The sequence below is a fragment of the Stenotrophomonas sp. TWI809 genome (genome assembly GCF_039673205.1).
In the GTDB taxonomy this organism is placed as follows: domain Bacteria; phylum Pseudomonadota; class Gammaproteobacteria; order Xanthomonadales; family Xanthomonadaceae; genus Stenotrophomonas.
The window spans coordinates 17,035-33,342 of record NZ_JBDJLE010000021.1; the positions used below are offsets into that span (position 1 = coordinate 17,035).

Annotated in this window: 15 protein-coding genes; 4 read left to right on the plus strand and 11 right to left on the minus strand. The window is 67.5% G+C overall.

Going from position 1 to position 16,308, the window contains the following annotated elements; translation table 11 throughout:
• Positions 1-55 precede the first annotated feature (55 nt).
• The 7 genes from ABE472_RS14865 to gap all read right to left on the minus strand — a co-directional run bounded on the left by ABE472_RS14865 (position 56) and on the right by gap (position 10,086).
• Positions 56-1,060: a class I fructose-bisphosphate aldolase gene (locus ABE472_RS14865; protein WP_121039354.1), complete on the minus strand. Its 1,005-nt coding sequence runs from the start codon at positions 1,058-1,060 to the stop codon at positions 56-58.
• Positions 1,061-1,212: 152 nt separating this feature from the next.
• Positions 1,213-2,679, minus strand: coding sequence for a pyruvate kinase (pyk, locus tag ABE472_RS14870; RefSeq protein ID WP_123730337.1), 1,467 nt, complete (start codon positions 2,677-2,679; stop codon positions 1,213-1,215).
• A 213-nt stretch (positions 2,680-2,892) separates the two neighbouring features.
• The gene (locus ABE472_RS14875) at positions 2,893-3,534 is read right to left on the minus strand and encodes an HAD-IA family hydrolase (protein WP_346463998.1); all 642 of its coding nucleotides are present in this window, start codon (positions 3,532-3,534) and stop codon (positions 2,893-2,895) included.
• Positions 3,531-4,706, minus strand: a complete 1,176-nt coding sequence (locus ABE472_RS14880; protein ID WP_346466533.1) for a phosphoglycerate kinase — start codon at positions 4,704-4,706, stop codon at positions 3,531-3,533. The genes ABE472_RS14875 and ABE472_RS14880 overlap by 4 nt, the downstream gene beginning before the upstream one ends.
• A 159-nt stretch (positions 4,707-4,865) precedes the next feature.
• A complete protein-coding gene (locus tag ABE472_RS14885; protein ID WP_346466534.1) occupies positions 4,866-6,227 on the minus strand; it encodes a DUF3999 domain-containing protein in 1,362 nt (453 codons plus the stop codon).
• Complete coding sequence (locus ABE472_RS14890) at positions 6,224-8,908, minus strand: DUF2339 domain-containing protein (protein ID WP_346466535.1); 2,685 nt, start codon at positions 8,906-8,908, stop codon at positions 6,224-6,226. The genes ABE472_RS14885 and ABE472_RS14890 overlap by 4 nt, the downstream gene beginning before the upstream one ends.
• 176 nt (positions 8,909-9,084) lie before the next feature.
• Positions 9,085-10,086 (minus strand): type I glyceraldehyde-3-phosphate dehydrogenase, encoded by a 1,002-nt coding sequence (gene gap / locus ABE472_RS14895; RefSeq protein WP_346466536.1) that lies wholly within the window; start codon positions 10,084-10,086, stop codon positions 9,085-9,087.
• Positions 10,087-10,286: 200 nt separating this feature from the next.
• Here gap and ABE472_RS14900 point away from each other — a divergent pair, with 200 nt between their 5' ends.
• A complete protein-coding gene (locus ABE472_RS14900) occupies positions 10,287-10,916 on the plus strand; it encodes an OmpW family outer membrane protein (protein WP_346463994.1) in 630 nt (209 codons plus the stop codon).
• A 79-nt stretch (positions 10,917-10,995) separates the two neighbouring features.
• Here the strand turns inward: ABE472_RS14900 and ABE472_RS14905 are convergent, their stop codons facing one another.
• Positions 10,996-11,694: an aspartate/glutamate racemase family protein gene (locus ABE472_RS14905; RefSeq protein WP_346463993.1), complete on the minus strand. Its 699-nt coding sequence runs from the start codon at positions 11,692-11,694 to the stop codon at positions 10,996-10,998.
• Positions 11,695-11,813: 119 nt separating this feature from the next.
• Here ABE472_RS14905 and ABE472_RS14910 point away from each other — a divergent pair, with 119 nt between their 5' ends.
• A complete protein-coding gene (locus ABE472_RS14910; protein ID WP_346463991.1) occupies positions 11,814-12,629 on the plus strand; it encodes a S1/P1 nuclease in 816 nt (271 codons plus the stop codon).
• A 10-nt stretch (positions 12,630-12,639) separates the two neighbouring features.
• A complete protein-coding gene (locus ABE472_RS14915; protein WP_346466537.1) occupies positions 12,640-13,446 on the plus strand; it encodes an MBL fold metallo-hydrolase in 807 nt (268 codons plus the stop codon).
• 57 nt (positions 13,447-13,503) lie between these two features.
• On the opposite strand, the gene ABE472_RS14920 is transcribed toward ABE472_RS14915, so the two are convergent.
• The 3 genes from ABE472_RS14920 to ABE472_RS14930 are packed head-to-tail and all read right to left on the minus strand — an operon-like array spanning position 13,504 to position 15,630.
• Positions 13,504-14,073, minus strand: coding sequence for a hypothetical protein (locus tag ABE472_RS14920; protein WP_346466538.1), 570 nt, complete (start codon positions 14,071-14,073; stop codon positions 13,504-13,506).
• A complete protein-coding gene (locus ABE472_RS14925; RefSeq protein WP_346466539.1) occupies positions 14,070-15,272 on the minus strand; it encodes a TonB family protein in 1,203 nt (400 codons plus the stop codon). The genes ABE472_RS14920 and ABE472_RS14925 overlap by 4 nt, the downstream gene beginning before the upstream one ends.
• On the minus strand, positions 15,265-15,630 hold the full coding sequence (locus ABE472_RS14930; RefSeq protein WP_313210006.1) for a BlaI/MecI/CopY family transcriptional regulator: 366 nt from the start codon (positions 15,628-15,630) through the stop codon (positions 15,265-15,267). The genes ABE472_RS14925 and ABE472_RS14930 overlap by 8 nt, the downstream gene beginning before the upstream one ends.
• Positions 15,631-15,747: 117 nt before the next feature.
• On the opposite strand from ABE472_RS14930, the gene ABE472_RS14935 reads away from it, so the two are divergent.
• Positions 15,748-16,305 (plus strand): flavin reductase family protein, encoded by a 558-nt coding sequence (locus ABE472_RS14935; RefSeq protein ID WP_346466540.1) that lies wholly within the window; start codon positions 15,748-15,750, stop codon positions 16,303-16,305.
• Positions 16,306-16,308: the final 3 nt, after the last annotated feature.

Below are 16,308 nucleotides of genomic sequence, written 5' to 3' on the forward strand. Positions count from 1 at the left end.
AAACAAAAACGCCGGCCCAAGGCCGGCGTTTTCGTTGAGGCTGGTCAGGCGTGAATCAGCCGTTCCACTTGCCCAGGGCAGCCTGGCCGTTTTCCTTGGCGCGATCGAAGATCGTCTGCTGCGCCTTGGCAACGTTCGCCTTGGTGTCCTTGGCCCACAGCTTCAACGCAGCCTGCTGCATGGCGCGGCCGTAGGAGAAGCTCAGCGGCCACGGCAGGTTGCCCATCTGGTTCATGGCATTCAGATGCGCGGTGGACTGCTCATCGCTCTGGCCACCGGACAGGAACACCACGCCCGGCAGGATCGCCGGCACGGTGCTCTTGAGGCACATCACGGTCGACTCGGCCACTTCCTCGACGTCGGCCTGCTCTTCGCAGCCCTTGCCGGAGATGACCATCGAGGCCTTCAGGATGGTGCCTTCCAGCAGCACGTTCTGCTGGTACAGCGCGTCGAACAGCGAACGCAGGGTGGCTTCGGTGACTTCGTAGCAGGTCTCGATGTCGTGGTCGCCGTCCATGATCACTTCCGGCTCGACCATCGGCACCAGGCCGCATTCCTGGCACAGCGCCGCATAACGGGCCAGCGCGTGGGCGTTGGACTCGATGCAGGTGCCCGACGGGATGCTTTCACCGATGTTGATGACTGCACGCCACTTGGCGAAGCGCGCACCCAGCTTGTAGTACTCCTGCAGGCGCTCGCGCAGGCCATCCAGGCCTTCGGTGACCAGTTCGCCCGGGCAGCCGGCCAGGGCATGGGCGCCCTTGTCGACCTTGATGCCCGGGATGATGCCCTGGGCCGCCATGTACTTGGCGAACGGGACGCCATCCTTGGTGGACTGACGGATGGTCTCGTCGTACAGGATCGCGCCGGAGATGTGCTCGTTCAGCTTGGGCGTGGTGAGCAGCAGTTCGCGGTAGGCGCGACGGTTCTCCTCGGTGTTCTCCAGGCCCACGCTGGCGAAGCGCTTGCCGATGGTGCCGGTGGATTCGTCGATCGCGATGATGCCCTTGCCCGGGGCGACCATGGCCTGTGCGGTTTCAGCCAGCTGTTCGATGCTCATGTACTTCCTGTGGCGGGTGCGGGAAAACCCCAATTATAGACCCCGCCTCCCGTGAACTGACCGTCCACGGAATCTGGAAACGATTCCATCTGAAACGACGAACCCGCGCGGCCGTGAGGCCACGCGGGTCCGGGTCTTGCGGGGTGGGTCGGTTAGAGTTCGCCCAGGCCGCTCGCACGGCCGTCTTCGCCCACTTCCAGCAGGCGCAGCGTGTTGGTGGCGCCATGGGTTTCCATGTGCTCACCGCTGGTGAAGACGACGCGGTCGCCGCTCTGCAGCTGGTTCGCTTCGAACAGCAGGCGGATGCTGCCGCGCGCGGCTTCGCGCGGGGTCAGGCCGCGGCTGTCGAAGTTGATCGGGAACACATCGCGCATCAGCGCCATCTGGCGGCGGGCGCCGTCATGGCGGGTCACCGCGAACACCGGTGCCGAGGCACGGAAGCGCGACAGGTAACGCGCGGTGCCACCGGATTCGGTCATCGCCACGATCGCGCGCACGCCCACGTGCTGGGACAGGAACATGGTGGCCATGGCGATCGCCTGGTCGGCACGTTCCAGGTTGCGCGGCGAGGCGCCGAAGTCGGTCTCGGTCTGGAACTGGCGTTCGGCACCGAGGCAGATACGCGCCATCGCTTCGACCGCCTTGACCGGGTACATGCCAGCGGCGGTTTCGGCCGAGAGCATCACCGCATCGGTACCGTCGATGACCGAGTTGGCCACGTCCAGCACTTCGGCGCGGGTCGGGATCGGGCTTTCGACCATCGACTGCAGCATCTGGGTGGCGGTGATCACCACCTTGTTCTGCGCCAGCGAGGCCTTGATGATCTTCTTCTGCAGGCCCGGCAGTTCGGCATCGCCGATTTCCACGCCCAGATCGCCACGCGCGACCATGACCACGTCACTGGCGTCGACGATCTCTTCGAGGTTCTCGATCGCTTCGGTGCGCTCGATCTTGGAGACCAGCGCGGCGTAGCAGCCGTGCGACTCGGCGATCTCGCGCGCGTCGTTCATGTCCTGCGCGTTGCGGCAGAAGGAGACGGCGATGAAATCCACGCCGATCTTGGCCACGATGCCGATCAGTTCTTTGTCGCGCTCGGTCAGCGCGCCCAGCGACAGGCCACCGCCCTGCTTGTTCAGGCCCTTGCGGTCGGACAGCACGCCATCGTTGAGCACCGTGTTGATGATGCGCTCGCCCTGCACTTCGATCACCTGCAGCTGCATCAGGCCATCGTCGAGCAGCAGCACGTCACCGGCCACCACGTCCTGCGGCAGACCGAGGTAGCTCACGCCGACCTGGGTGGTGTCGCCCGGCGGCGGGGTGGCCGAGGCGACCAGGTCGAAGCGGTCGCCCGCCTTGAGCTTGATCTTGCCTTCGGCGAAACGCTCGATACGGATCTTCGGGCCCGGCAGATCGGCCAGGATGCCCACTTCCACGCCCACGCGGGCGGCGGCGGCGCGCACATCGGCAGCGCGCTTGGCCTGGCCGGAGGGGTCACCGTGACTGAAGTTGAGGCGAACCACGTTCACGCCGGCGCGGAAGAGATCCTCCAGCACGCCCGGCGGGTCGGTCGCCGGTCCGAGGGTGGCAAGGATCTTGGTGCGACGCTGACGCTCAATCATGGTTAATGGGCTCCCGTTAAAGGAGTGAAATTAGCACACCCATCACGTCCCATGAATACGATTACACCGCTGGCACGCTTGGGTTTCGCTGTTGTCCTGCAGACAGCCCGAGACGACCGCGCGGACAGTCGTTTGACCGCCCGGCGGCCAGCGCCAATCGCGGCGGGGCTTTGCGCAGGACATGCGGCGGCGTACGGATCGCCGCCGCGCCCCTCAATCGATCAGGGTGAGCAGGTCGTCCGGTGCCTGCGCGAGGTGCGCCGCCCCGGCCGCCGTGAGCTCTTCGGCACCGCCGAAGCCCCACAACACGCCGATATTGCGCAGCCCGTGATGACGCGCGCCTTCGATATCCATGCGCCGGTCGCCGATCATCCAGCACTGCGCCGGGGTCAGCGACAGCCGGCGCAGGGCCTCGGCCACCAGCTGCGGCTTCTCGCTGCGGCTGCCATCCGGGGTGGCCCCGATCACGTCCTCGAAGCAGTCGCCGAACGGCAGGTGCTCGACGATGCGACGCGCGTGCGGCTCGTTCTTGGCGGTGACGATCGCCAGCCGATGGCCGCGATCCTTCAAGGTCTGCACGACCTGGCCGATCCGCGGGTAGACCTCATGCTCGCGCCAGCCGATCACGTCGAAGCGCTCGCGGTAATACGTCACCGCCTGTTCGACGTCGGCTGGATCGTTGAACAACGGCGCGAAACTGGTGCGCAGCGACGGCCCGATCCAGCGCCGCAGCTGGGCCTGCGGCGGGACCGGTTGGCCCATCTGCGTGAGCGCATGCGCCACGCACCCGGTGATCCCGACGGCCGAATCGATCAGCGTGCCGTCGAGATCGAAGAACAGCACATCGCGGCTCACGAGCCGCGGGCCTCCAGCGCGGCGACGGCCGGCAGGGTCTTGCCTTCCAGGAACTCCAGGAACGCGCCGCCACCGGTGGAGATGTAGCTCACCTGGCCCGCGATGTCGTACTTGTCGACCGCGGCCAGGGTGTCGCCGCCCCCGGCGATCGAGAACGCCGGCGAGGCCGCGATGGCACGGGCCAGCGCTTCGGTGCCATGGCTGAAGGCTTCGAATTCGAACACGCCGACCGGGCCGTTCCAGACCACGGTGCCGGCCTTGGCGATCAGGCCAGCGTAGTGCTGGGCCGTCTCCGGGCCGATATCCAGGATCAGGTCATCCTCGGCCACGTCGGCGACAGCCTTCACCGTGGCTTCGGCGTCCGGCAGGAACTGCTTGGCCACGACCACGTCGGCGGGCAGCGGGATGTCCGCGCCACGCGCCTTGGCATCGGCCACGATCTTCTTCGCGGTGTCCAGCAGGTCCGGCTCATACAGCGACTTGCCGACCGAGTAACCGGCCGCCGCGATGAAGGTGTTGGCGATGCCACCGCCGACGATCAGCTGGTCGACCTTGCCGACCAGGCTGGAGAGCAGTTCGAGCTTGGTGCTGACCTTGCTGCCGGCCACGATCGCCAGCAGCGGCTGGGCGGGCGCGAGCAGCGCCTTGGCCAGCGCGTCCAGTTCGGCCATCAGCAGCGGACCGCCAGCGGCGACCGGAGCGAAGCGGATCACGCCGTGGGTGGAGGCCTGCGCGCGGTGCGCGGTGCCGAAGGCATCCATGACGAACACATCGCACAGCGCGGCGTACTTCTTCGCCAGCGCTTCATCGTCCTTGCCTTCGCCGACATTCATGCGGCAGTTTTCCAGCAGCACGATGGAACCGGGCGCGACGTCCACGCCATCGACCCAATCACGCACCAGCGGCACCTCGACCCCCAGCAGCTGCGACAGGCGCAGCGCCACCGGGGCCAGCGAGTCGGCTTCACTCCACACGCCTTCCTTCGGACGTCCCAGGTGCGAGGTCACCATCACGGCGGCGCCCTTCTCCAGCGCCAGCTTCAGCGTCGGCAGCGAGGCGGTGATGCGCTGCTCGGAGGTGATCTGGCCGTTGTCGATCGGCACGTTCAGATCCTGGCGGATCAGCACGCGCTTGCCGGAGAGATCGAGGTCGGTCATGCGAACGATGGACATAAGCAACTCTTTGGCTCTGGAGAAGGAAGGGCGCCGTGCGGCGCAGACGATCATTGTCCCGGCTGCGCGGGTGCATCGCAAATCCATGACCGGGACGGAGGTAGGCGGCGACCGTTGGTCGTCGCACGCGGACATGCCGTACCGACCAACGGTCGGTACCTACCCGTTCCGGTTTGGCTGACGCAGCAGGCTGACCGCGAACCCGCCGACGATCAGCACGCCGATCACCAGCAGCGCCCACAGCAGCCACTGTTTCCAGTCGCGCTGCGGGGCCACTGCGGCATCGCCGGCGAGCACTTCCGGTGCACCCTGCACGGTGGCCTGTGCCGGCTGCCACTGCGCGCCATGCTGTTCGCGCAGTTGGGCGATCACGGTGGCGACCGGCGCGTCCTGGCGCTCGGCGCGCACGCTGCCGGCGGCCACCGCATACGGCGGCTCGCCCTGGCTGAGGAACACCAGCGTTTCGGGCTGGTAACCGAGCTTGAGCGTTGGCGCCGGCATCGACTGCGGCTGGCCCGCGATCAGTTTCCAGTAACGGTCGCGCGTGCTGCGCGTCAGCGGCTGGGTCTGCGATTGGCGACGGTCGGCGGCGTCCTGCAGCTGGTAGGCCACCCACGGGCCGGCGCGCACCTGCCACGGCTGATCGGCATCGTCGCGGCTCAACAGCGTCCACTGCACCACGCTGTTGTCGGCGGTGGCGATATCGGCCTGCGCGATCGGGAAGCGCCCGTCCAGCTGATACTCGAATTCACCGGGCTTGCCAGCGGTACCGGTCAGCGACTGCCAGCGCCACGCGATCGCCTGCGCGGTCGGCGCCAGCTCGGCCTGCACCGTGGACAGCGCCGGCAAGGCATCGGCGCCGATCGGCAGAATGCGGAAGTACTTGGCCTGGCGCGCGATCTCGATGCGGCGCTGCTGCAGCCGGCGACCTTCGTGCTGCAGATCCACCAGCGGCACGTCGTCGGCGATGCGCAGCCAATCGCGCAGATCGTTGCTCATCTCCACGCGCACGCGCGCCTGCAGTGGCGACTGTGTCTGCCAGTCCAGGCGCAGCGCCTGCACGCCGGTGTTCAGCGCGCTGGCGTCGATCAGCCAGCCGGCCGGTTGCCCGGCCGCGCCACCGCGCCCCAGCCGCGCTTCCACCCGGCGCACGCTGCCGTCGGTATTGCGCTCGGTCAGCAGCTGCAGATCGTCGCCAGAGGTGCCGGCCATCGGCGGCAATGGGAACCATGACAGCGTCTGCCATTGCGGGGCCTGCGCCAGTGGCTGGTCGGCCGCCAGCAGGGCCGAGGGCAGTGCCTGACCTTGTGCATTGAACACCTGCACATCGGCCAGGCGTGGCGACACTGCGGTGCGGTAGACGCCATCGTCGAGCGTCAGCCGGTAGGCACCGGCCTGTGGCTGCGCGAGCTGCAGCGGCCACTGCTGGCGATAGGCCTGGCGGTCATCGGCGGCCTGGGCCTGGGCCAGCGCCGGAAGCGCCAGCGCGGTGAGGAGGATCAGCGGGCGAAAGGTCGTCAAGACTGCGGCTCCACGGCGGGGTCCGGCGCGCGCGGCGGCGCCGGTGCCAGATAGCCCACGACCGTGCACAGCAGGCCGTAAGCAATGAAAGAAGAAATGCCCAGCAGGTTGCCCAGGTGCTGGCGGTCGATCAGCACCAGCTTGGCCAGCACCACGCCCATCAACACCGCACCGACCAGCCACAGCACGCGTTGCCCGCGGCGCGAGCCCCACACCCAGCTGATCACGCCGAGCACGCTCCACACCACGGTCAGGCTGGTCTGGGCCAAGGTCGAGGACCACAAGCGTTCGTTCCACGGCACCCCGCCCCAGTGATGCACGGCGTGCAGGGTGATGCTGGTCAGGGCGACAAAGCCGGCAATCGCCAGCACCGGTATGCGCATCGCACGCAGGCCCTCCGGCGCCTGCGTGGACCAAAGCCAGCGCGCGGCGAGCACCAGAACAGCGAGCTGCGCCAGTTCCACGGGGTTGAGCAGTGGCAGCCACGGCAGCGGTGCAGCGCCGGCCGGGACCAGCAACAGGCCCGCCCAGCTCACGCCAAGCACCGCGAACAACGTGCCCTGCAGCGGCGTACGCATCGGATCGAAACGTTCGCCGAGCGGCACCGTCAGCCAGCGCCAGCGCAACAGCGCCACCGCGGTGACGAGCAGCCACGGCAGCAGCATCAGGGCCAGGCCCCACCCCTGTGCCAGCGCGAAACGGTCGGCCAGCCACAGGCAGGCCAGCGACACCACGCACGGCCACAGCAACCACCACAGGGACTGCGCCGCCAGCGACGTGCGGTCGTCGCCCGCGCGCAGACACCACAGGCTGCGCACACCCAGCAGCGCGAACACCGCCCAGGCCAGCGCGCCATACCCGGCGAACGGTTGGTCGTGCACGTCCGCCTGCCACAGCGCCAACGGGAACGCGGCCAGCACCATCGCCAGCGTGGTGAGCACCAGGGCGCGTGCCGGCCAGCGTCGATGCATCTCGGCGGCCAGCCAACCGGTGACGGCCGCGGCGATCAGCAGCGCATCGGGTTCGCTGCGGTGCGCGACGAAGCGCAGGATCTCGTGGGTGCCACTGCCCAGCCACCACAGCAGGCCCCACAGGTAGTAGACGATGGCCGGTGCGTCGCGCTGCGCACGGCGATAGCTGAAGGCCGCGGCAAAACCGGCCAGCGCCAGCAGCAGGCCGCTCATGAAGGTCGGGTTGGCGATGGCCGTGGCATCGAGATGCCAGTAGTCCGCGCCGACCACGAAGCCGAACGCGGCGCCCAGGGTCAGCAGCGCACCGGCGATCTGCGGCAGCCAGCGCTGCTGGCGCAGGCCCAGCCAGGCCAAGGCGGCCCCTTCCAGCGCGAACACGCTGGCGGTGGCCCGTGCGGACAGCGCCAGCGGCACCGCCAACGTGGCAAAGCCCACTGCGAGCACCGCATGCGACTGGCCCAGCGCGGCATAGCGCTCGCGCTTGATCAGCACCCACGCCAGCCCCGCATACAACGCGGCCAGTGCCAGCGAGCACAACGCCAGCAGCAGGCGGTCGTCCTGCAGCAGGCCGGCCTGCAGTGAGAACGCGATCAGCGGCGTGCCGAACACCAGGCTGCCATCGATCAGGTCGCGCTTGCCCGCGCTCTGCCGACGCGCATAGAGGATCGGAATCAGCAGGTAGAAGGCGAAGAACAGCAGCAGGAACGGCTCGGTGCTGGCGAACTTGTCCGCGCTGTACTGGAGCACGCCCCAGGCCGTACCGATGCCGAAGGTGAAGGCAAAGCCGAGCAGGTTCAGCGCGCGCCACGGTCGCCACCAGGCAATCGCCAGGATCGCCGCATTGAGCACCGCGTAATACGAGAACAGCGCGACATGGTTGCCGCTGCCGGTGGACAGCCATATCGGCGCCATGAAGCCGGCCAGGATGCCGAGCACGGCCAACGTGCGCGAGTTCTGCACCACCGCCAGCACGCCCATGCCGGCGATCAGCAGCACGCTTAGCGCGAACGCCGGCACGGCGGGAATCAGGTCGTAGCGCTTGAACGCGGCGAAGATGGTCAGCAGCAGGACGCCGATCGCCCCGCCCTGCAGCGCCAGCGCGAACAGGCGCCGGGTATCGCGCTGCACCCAGCCGAACACCAGCCCGGCCAGCGCCGCCAGCGCGATGGCGGCCAGGCGCAGCTCGATCGGGGCGTTCAACCAGCCCTGGTCGCTGGCGTACTTGAGCAGCGCGGCCACACCGGCCAGCAGCACCAGCATGCCGATCTTGACGGGCACGTTGCCTTCGGTGAACCACTGTTTGAGGGTGCCGACGATGCGCTCGCCGATACCCGGGCGCTGCGGTTCAACCGGCACCACCGGCGGCGCGGGCCTGGGGGGAATCGACGCCGAGGACGGCAGCGGGGGCGGCATGGCGGCCGCCGCTGCGGGTGCAGCCGTGGTATCCGCGGTCTCGACCGGCGGTTTAACCCCGGGCTGCATGCCGACGTCCAGCGGCGCGGCCACGGTGTCGACGGATTGGATATCCGTCCAGCGCAGCGGCCGTTCGGGTTCGGCTGGCACCGGCGTGGCGTCCCAGGCCGAACCTGTCGCGCGTTGCTCCAGCGCGGCCACGCGGCGGCGCAGGCCGGCGATCATCACCAGCGCCACGATCAGCAGCAGCGGGATCGCCAGCAGTACCAACACCAGCAGGACAATCAGAGCTTCCATTCCAGGCCATCCTCAAGAGGTCGCCCCGGCTGCACCCGGCAGGCGCAGTGCCAGGGCACGCGGGCCATGCTAAAGGATCGGCGGCACACGCGGGATCAAGGCCTGGCGGGCGCCCTGAAACGACAGACCCCGGCACGGGGCCGGGGTCTGTGGAATGACGCAGGGGCAGCGCTGGCTTACGCCGCGACGACCTTGACCATTTCCAGGCACTTGTTGGAGTAGCCCCATTCGTTGTCGTACCACGACACCAGCTTGACGAAGGTGCTGTCGAGCGCGATGCCGGCATCGGCGTCGAACACCGAGGTGTGGGTTTCACCGCGGAAGTCGGTCGCCACGACCTTGTCTTCGGTGTAGCCCAGGATGCCCTTCAGCGCGCCTTCGCTCTGTGCCTTCACTTCAGCGCAGATCTCGGCATAGGTGGCTTCCTTTTCCAGCTCGACGGTCAGATCGACCACCGACACGTCCGAGGTCGGCACGCGGAAGCTCATGCCGGTCAACTTCTTGTTCAATTCCGGGATCACCACGCCGACGGCCTTGGCCGCGCCGGTGGAGGACGGAATGATGTTTTCCAGGATGCCACGGCCACCGCGCCAGTCCTTGTTGGACGGGCCATCGACGGTCTTCTGGGTGGCGGTCGCGGCGTGTACGGTGGTCATCAGGCCACGCTTGATGCCCCACTTGTCGTTGATGACCTTGGCCAGCGGGGCCAGGCAGTTGGTGGTGCACGACGCGTTGGAGACGATCGCCTGGCCGGCGTAGGTCTTGTCGTTCACGCCGAACACGAACATCGGGGTGTCGTCCTTCGACGGTGCCGACAGGATCACCTTCTTGGCGCCCGCATCGATGTGCTTCTGCGCGGTTTCCTTGGTCAGGAACAGGCCGGTGGATTCGATGACGACGTCCACGCCGACCTCGTCCCACTTCAGGTTGGCCGGATCGCGTTCCTGGGTCAGGCGGATCTTCTTGCCGTTGACCAGCAGGTGGTTGCCGGAGACTTCCACGTCGGCCTTGAAGCGGCCATGCACGGAGTCGTACTTCAGCATGTACGCCAGGTAGTCCGGCTCCAGCAGATCGTTGATGGCGACGATTTCGATGTCATTGCCGAAGTTCAGCACGGCCGAGCGCAGCACGTTGCGCCCGATGCGACCGAAACCGTTGATGCCAACCTTGATTGCCATGTTCACAAGCTCCTGCAGCCGCGAGGGTGCGGCGCCGATGGAAAGGGGCGTTCATTCTAGCAGGGCCGGAACCGGCCCGGCCCGGGAATGACGAATGGGAACCGGTTACAACGGTAAATACCCGGATTGATCCGGATCAAGGCGCGCAGGCGCATGGACGGGAAAACTGGCGCCATTCCAACCCGCCACGAGACCGTCTCATGCGCAAGACCTCCCCCCTCCTGCTCTCCAGCCTGGCCGCCGCCCTGGCGCTGGCCGCCGCCCCCGCCATGGCCCAGTCCAAGGGTGACTGGACGATCGGTGCCGGCGTGCACCAGGTTGCCCCGAAGTCCAACAACGGCTCGCTGGCCGGCGGCACGCTGAAGGTCGATGTCGACAACGACATCAAGCCGACCATCACCGGCGAGTACTTCATCGCCGACAACCTGGGCATCGAGCTCCTCGCCGCGCTGCCGTTCAAGCACGACATCACCATCGCCGGCCTGGGCAACGTGGGCAGCACCAAGCACCTGCCGCCGGTGGTGTCGCTGCAGTATCACTTCAACAGCAAGGGCAAGGTGTCCCCGTTCCTGGGCGCCGGCATCAACTACACCACCTTCTTCAGCGAGAAGACCGGCGGCGCGCTGGCCGGCAGCACGCTGAAGATGGAAGACTCCTGGGGCCTGGCCGCCCATGCGGGCCTGGACTTCGCGATCAACGACAAGGGCTCGCTGCGCGTCGATGTGCGCTGGATGGACATCGACAGCAAGGTCAAGCTCGATGGCGAAAAGATCGGCACCGTCAATATCGACCCGCTCGCCTACGGCGTGTCGTACGTGTTCAAGTTCTGATCGGCGGATCAGAACCCAACAAGGCAACACCCTCGCAGCAAGACAGTTTCCCCGGCTTCGGCCGGGGTTTTTTTTTGGCTCATTCGGCCAACAGATGCCGCGCCGCTGCCTGCGCATGCAGCGTCGTCGTATCGAACACCGGCACCGTTGCATCCTGCGCGCCGACCAGCAGCATGATCTCCGTGCAGCCCAGGATGATGCCCTGTGCACCGCGGTCCACCAGTCGCTGCATCACCGCCCGGTAGGTCTCCCGCGAGGCCGGCAGCACCTGCCCCTGCACCAGCTCGCCATAGATGATCCGATGCACCGCCGCGCGGTCATCGGCCTCGGGAATCAGCACCTGCAGGCCATGCGCCTGGGTGAGCCGCCCCGTGTAGAAATCCTGCTCCATGGTGAACGCGGTGCCCAGCAAGCCCACCCGCTGCAGCCCGGCGGCCTTGATCGCCGCTGCCGTGGGATCGGCAATATGCAGCAGCGGAATCGCGATCGCCGCCTGCACCGCGTCGGCCAGGCGGTGCATCGTGTTGGTGCAGATCACGATGGCCGTCGCACCCGCGCCCTGCAGGCGCTGGGCCGCATCGATCATCCGCTCGGTGGCGGTGTCCCAGTCGCCGGCATGCTGCAGCGCCTCGATCTCAGCGAAATCGAACGACCACAGCAGGATCCGGCCCGAGTGCAGGCCGCCCAAGGTGTCGCGCACCTGCGCGTTGATCAGCCGGTAGTAGTGGGCCGAGCTTTCCCAGCTCATGCCGCCGATCAGGCCAACGATGTGGGCCATGGGAACCTCCGGATTCCGCCCGATGCGGGCACCCGGCGAGACTAGCCCACGCCGCCGGATTCTGCAGCCGGCCAGATCCCGGCAAGCCCGCGCGCGGCCAGCCCGCTAGAATGCCGCGGATGAAAATGCCTTCCCTGCTCCCGGCCACCGCCCTCGCGCTGGCCCTCACCTTCGTTTCCACCGATGCCCTGGCCTGGGGCGCACAGGGCCACCGCCTGGTGGCGCGGATCGCCGAGACCCGGCTGACCCCGCAGACCCAGGCCGAGGTTGACCGTCTGCTCGCCGCCGAGCCGGACCCGACACTGCACGCCATCGCCCCCTGGGCCGATCAGCTGCGCGCCAAGGATCCGGACCTGGGCAAGCGCTCGGCCGGCTGGCACTACGTCAACATCGGCGAAGACGATTGCCACTATGAAGTGCAGAAGCACTGCAAGAACGGCAACTGCGTGGTCGAGGCGCTGAAGGTACAGACCGCGATTCTCGGCGACCGCAGCAAGTCCGATGCAGAGCGCGCGCAGGCGCTGAAGTTCGTGGTGCACTTCGCCGGCGACATCCACCAGCCGATGCATGCCGGCTACGGCCACGACAAGGGTGGCAACGATTTCCAGGTGCAGTTCAACAACCGCGGTACCAACCTGCACTCGCTCTGGGACAGCGGCATGCTGAATGAGCAGACGCTGGATGACGACCAGTACCTCAAGCGCATGCTCGCGCTGCCCAAGCCCGCATTCGGCAAGCGCTCCAACATCACTGTCGACGCCGCGCAGTGGGCCGAAGCCAGCTGCCGGATCGCCATTGCACCTGGCGTTTACCCGGACAAGCGTACGCTGGGCCCCAGCTATGCGGCGACCTACCGCCCGGTCGCCGAGCGCGAGCTGCGCCTGGCCGGCGAACGCCTGGCGGTGCTGCTCAACGACACCCTGGGCAAGCGCTGAGGTCAGTACCATGTCATTGCACGTCGCCAGTTTCTTCCACCCGGACAGCCATACCTTCAGCTACGTGGTGCATGACCCGGCGACGTTGCAGGCGGCGGTGATCGATCCCGTGCTGGATTACGACCCGGACACCGATGCCCTCGGCGCCGGGCCGCTGCAGCCGTTGCTTGCGCATGTGCGCGGGCACGGCCTGCAGGTGCGTTGGCTGCTGGACACCCATGCCCACGCCGACCATGTCAGTGCCGGGCGCTGGCTGAAATCCCAGTGGCCGGACGCGACGCTGGCGATGGGCCAGGGCATCGTGCAGGTGCAGCGCACCTTCGCACCGCGTTACGCGCTGGATGTGCCGACCGACGGGTCGCAGTTCGATCATCTGTTCGCCGATGGCGAGCGCTTCACGCTCGGTGATATCGACGCCGAAGTGATCGCAGTGCCGGGCCACACCAGCGACAGCGTCGCCTATCGGATCGGCGATGCGCTGTTCACCGGCGACTCGCTGTTCATGCCCGACGGCGGCACCGCACGCTGCGACTTCCCGGGCGGTGACGCGGCGCAGCTGTACCGTTCGATCCAGCGGCTGCTTTCGTTGCCCGATGCGACCCGTGTGTTCATCTGTCACGACTACGGACCCGGTGGCCGCAAGGTCGCCAACCAGACCACGATCGGCGAGCAGCGCGCGCACAACATCCACCTGCGCGATGGCATCAGCGAGGCGGACTTTGTCGCCACCCGCCAAGCCCGTGATGCCACGCTGCCCGAGCCGAAACTGATGCAGCCCTCGGTCAAGGCCAACCTCCAGGGCGGTCCGGAAAGGTAGCGCCGGCCGCTGGCCGGCACCCCCTGTTGCCCGGTTGGCACAGTGCGCCTAACCTGTTCAGCGTCCTTGCCGCCGCACCACGTGTTGCCCTTTCACGATCTCGAACGTGAAGCCGTACAGCAGGCTTACCGGCACCGGTTCGATGCGCTCGGCGCCTTCGCAGTCTCCCCGATCCGTCGGCACGCGCTGCGGGGGAAAATGACAGACCGCTGCGGGGGTGTAGCGCCACATCGCCACCGCTTCCTGCGCCGCCTGCATGAGTGGCGCGTTCTCCGGCGCATTGCCGGCCGCGCATTCGCTGCGATCACTCAAGGGCACGCTGCGCTCCACCCTGCCCTGCGCATCGATCACCACCTGCAGGCACACCATGGTCGGTGCCAGCTCGCGCCGAGGGTCACGCTCCCCGACCACCGGATCGGGCGCGGCGTAGAGCTGCGGCATGCGGTAGCCCTCGGTGGGGCCGAGCTGATACGTCCCCACCTGCGCGCTCCCGGTCGCGCCCGTGTTCGCCTGCAGACGCTGGTGGTCCACGTTCTCGGCGCGCGTGTCCACCGTGGTGATCTGATCGTGGCCGGCACAGCCTGCCACGGCCACCGCCAGCCCGATGATGACCAGCGCCTGCTTCACTGCGTGGTGCCCGGTTCGTCCATTGCGAAGGTCAGCGGAATCTTCACCGCCGAGGCGACCGCCTTGCCATCCTTGAGGGCAGGCTCGAAGGTCCACTTCTGCGCAGCCTCGATCGACACCGCATCGAACACGCCCGCTGGCGTCGAACTGAGCACGCGGATCGCACCGGCCCTGCCCGTCGCATCGACCTCCACGCGCAGCTCTACCTTGCCGGTGATGCTCTGCTCGAACGCCGCCTTGGGGTACCTCGGCGGCCCCATCTCCCGCGCCTTCGCCTGCACGTCCACGTCCTGCGTCGCCGCGGCAGTGCGCTCACCCGCTGCGCCCTGACTGGCCCACGCCACGGTGCCCAGCCCCACGCACATCCCGACCACCAGCACCTGGCCGGTCAACCACGGCAATGCCTTCCGCTTATGCTCCTTCAACATGGCAATACGCTCCTTCAACATCGGTTGGCTGCGCCAGTGGCAGGCCATCGGTGCAACCGGGTGGACCAACTGCGCCTTGAGCAGCGCGTTGGCGTAGAGCCGGCGCAGCGCCGGATGCGGGTCGACCGTGCGCGCGTCGCAGGCCAGCTCCTGGTCACGCAGGAAGCGGCGCGCCGCCCACGGCAGCAACGGGTGAAACCAGAACACGCAGCGCAGCAGGGCCAACGCGGCGTTTGCCCAGGGATCACCATGACGGCGATGGCTGTGTTCATGACGCAGGATCAGGTCCTGCTCGGCCGGGCTGAAACGCTGCTCGAAGTCGGGGCCGACCACGATCCGCGGGCGCCACAGGCCGACCAGCGCCGGCAGGCCCGGGTCGCCACTGGCCTGCCAGCTGCCATCCGCGCGCGGCTGCAGCGCGCCCAGGGCCTGCTCGAAGCGGCGCTGCGCGCGCCAGCTGATGCCGGCCATCGCCACCGCGCCCAGCAGCCACACCGTCAACAGCAGCAGTGGCCACTGGGAGGCATCGTGAGGCACGGCAGGCGCGCGCAGCGCCGAGGCCATGACCATCACCGGGGCGGTCTCGGTGATCGTCAGCGGCGGCACCGGCAGGGACGGGACAACCAGCATCAGCGGCAGCAACCACCAGCTGCGGTAGGCCAGCGCTGCGCCCCCCAGCCGCAGCAGCAGAGGCCTGGCGGCGGCCAATACCAGCGTCGCCACCGACAGCCATACGCTGGCCTGCAGCAGCCCATCGAGCAGGTCAGTCATGGTCCAGCGCCTGGATGAGTTGCTTCAGTTCGGCGATGTCCTGCGCGCTGAGCTCCCCGCGCTGGCTGAAATGCGCCACCAGCGGCGCGACGCGGCCGTCGAACACGCGCTCCAGGAAGCCCTCGCTCTGCTCGGCCACCCAGGCCTGCCGTTGCAGCACGGGCGAGTACAGATAGCGACGCCCCTCGCGGCTGGCACTGACCGCCCCCTTGGTCAGCAGCCGGTTGAGCAGGGTCTTGATGGTGGGCTCGGCCCAGTCACGGCTGGCCAGCGCGGCCACCACATCATCAGCGCCCAGCGGATGGTGGCGCCACAGCACCTCCATCACCACGGCTTCGGCTTCACTGATCTGGCTCATCATTTACATCCGTAATCGACGATTCGATTACGCCCGTAATCAGCACGGGTGTCAACCCTTCGACAGCCGGTTCATGCAGCCACTGCCAGCATCGGCGCATGCCCCGCGGAGCCCTCGATGAGACGCTACCGAAAATTCGATTACCCAGTGGACGATGTGCGCCGCTTCCTGGAACCCGGCCCGGTCGTGCTGATCAGCTCGGCCTGGAAAGGCCAGCGCAACATCATGACGCTGGGCTGGCACATGGTGCTGGAGTTCACGCCCTCGCGCCTGGCGACCATGATTTCCACCGGCAGCCACAGTTTCGAGCTGATCCGCCGCAGTGGCGAATGCGTCATCAATGTACCCACCGCAGAGATGCTCGATACGGTGATCGGCATCGGCAACAGCAGCGGCGTGGAGATCGACAAGTTCGCGCATTTCGGCCTGGACGCAGTGGCCGCCAGCGAGGTTGCCGCCCCCTTGATCGCCCAGTGCCACGCCAGTTTCGAATGCCGGCTGGCCGACCGCAGCCAGATCAAGAAGCACGGTCTCTTCATCTGGGAGGTGGTCAAAGCACACGTCGCACGCGCCCCGAAACTGCCGCGCACGGTGCATTACCGCGGCGATGGCCAGTTCATGCTTTCCGGCGATGAACTCTCGCGTCGCCGTCTGTTCAAACCGGAAATGCTGTAATGA

What these genes read in the sequence shown, in the direction of transcription:
- ABE472_RS14905 (WP_346463993.1), bottom strand. Translation starts at nt 11,694, where the DNA reads ATGGCCCACATCGTTGGCCTGATCGGCGGCATGAGCTGGGAAAGCTCG.
- ABE472_RS14880 (WP_346466533.1), bottom strand. Translation starts at nt 4,706, where the DNA reads ATGTCCATCGTTCGCATGACCGACCTCGATCTCTCCGGCAAGCGCGTG.
- gap (WP_346466536.1), bottom strand. Translation starts at nt 10,086, where the DNA reads ATGGCAATCAAGGTTGGCATCAACGGTTTCGGTCGCATCGGGCGCAAC.
- ABE472_RS14930 (WP_313210006.1), bottom strand. Translation starts at nt 15,630, where the DNA reads ATGAGCCAGATCAGTGAAGCCGAAGCCGTGGTGATGGAGGTGCTGTGG.
- pyk (WP_123730337.1), bottom strand. Translation starts at nt 2,679, where the DNA reads ATGATTGAGCGTCAGCGTCGCACCAAGATCCTTGCCACCCTCGGACCG.
- ABE472_RS14910 (WP_346463991.1), top strand. Translation starts at nt 11,814, where the DNA reads ATGAAAATGCCTTCCCTGCTCCCGGCCACCGCCCTCGCGCTGGCCCTC.
- ABE472_RS14935 (WP_346466540.1), top strand. Translation starts at nt 15,748, where the DNA reads ATGAGACGCTACCGAAAATTCGATTACCCAGTGGACGATGTGCGCCGC.
- ABE472_RS14900 (WP_346463994.1), top strand. Translation starts at nt 10,287, where the DNA reads ATGCGCAAGACCTCCCCCCTCCTGCTCTCCAGCCTGGCCGCCGCCCTG.
- ABE472_RS14925 (WP_346466539.1), bottom strand. Translation starts at nt 15,272, where the DNA reads ATGACTGACCTGCTCGATGGGCTGCTGCAGGCCAGCGTATGGCTGTCG.
- ABE472_RS14865 (WP_121039354.1), bottom strand. Translation starts at nt 1,060, where the DNA reads ATGAGCATCGAACAGCTGGCTGAAACCGCACAGGCCATGGTCGCCCCG.
- ABE472_RS14890 (WP_346466535.1), bottom strand. Translation starts at nt 8,908, where the DNA reads ATGGAAGCTCTGATTGTCCTGCTGGTGTTGGTACTGCTGGCGATCCCG.
- ABE472_RS14915 (WP_346466537.1), top strand. Translation starts at nt 12,640, where the DNA reads ATGTCATTGCACGTCGCCAGTTTCTTCCACCCGGACAGCCATACCTTC.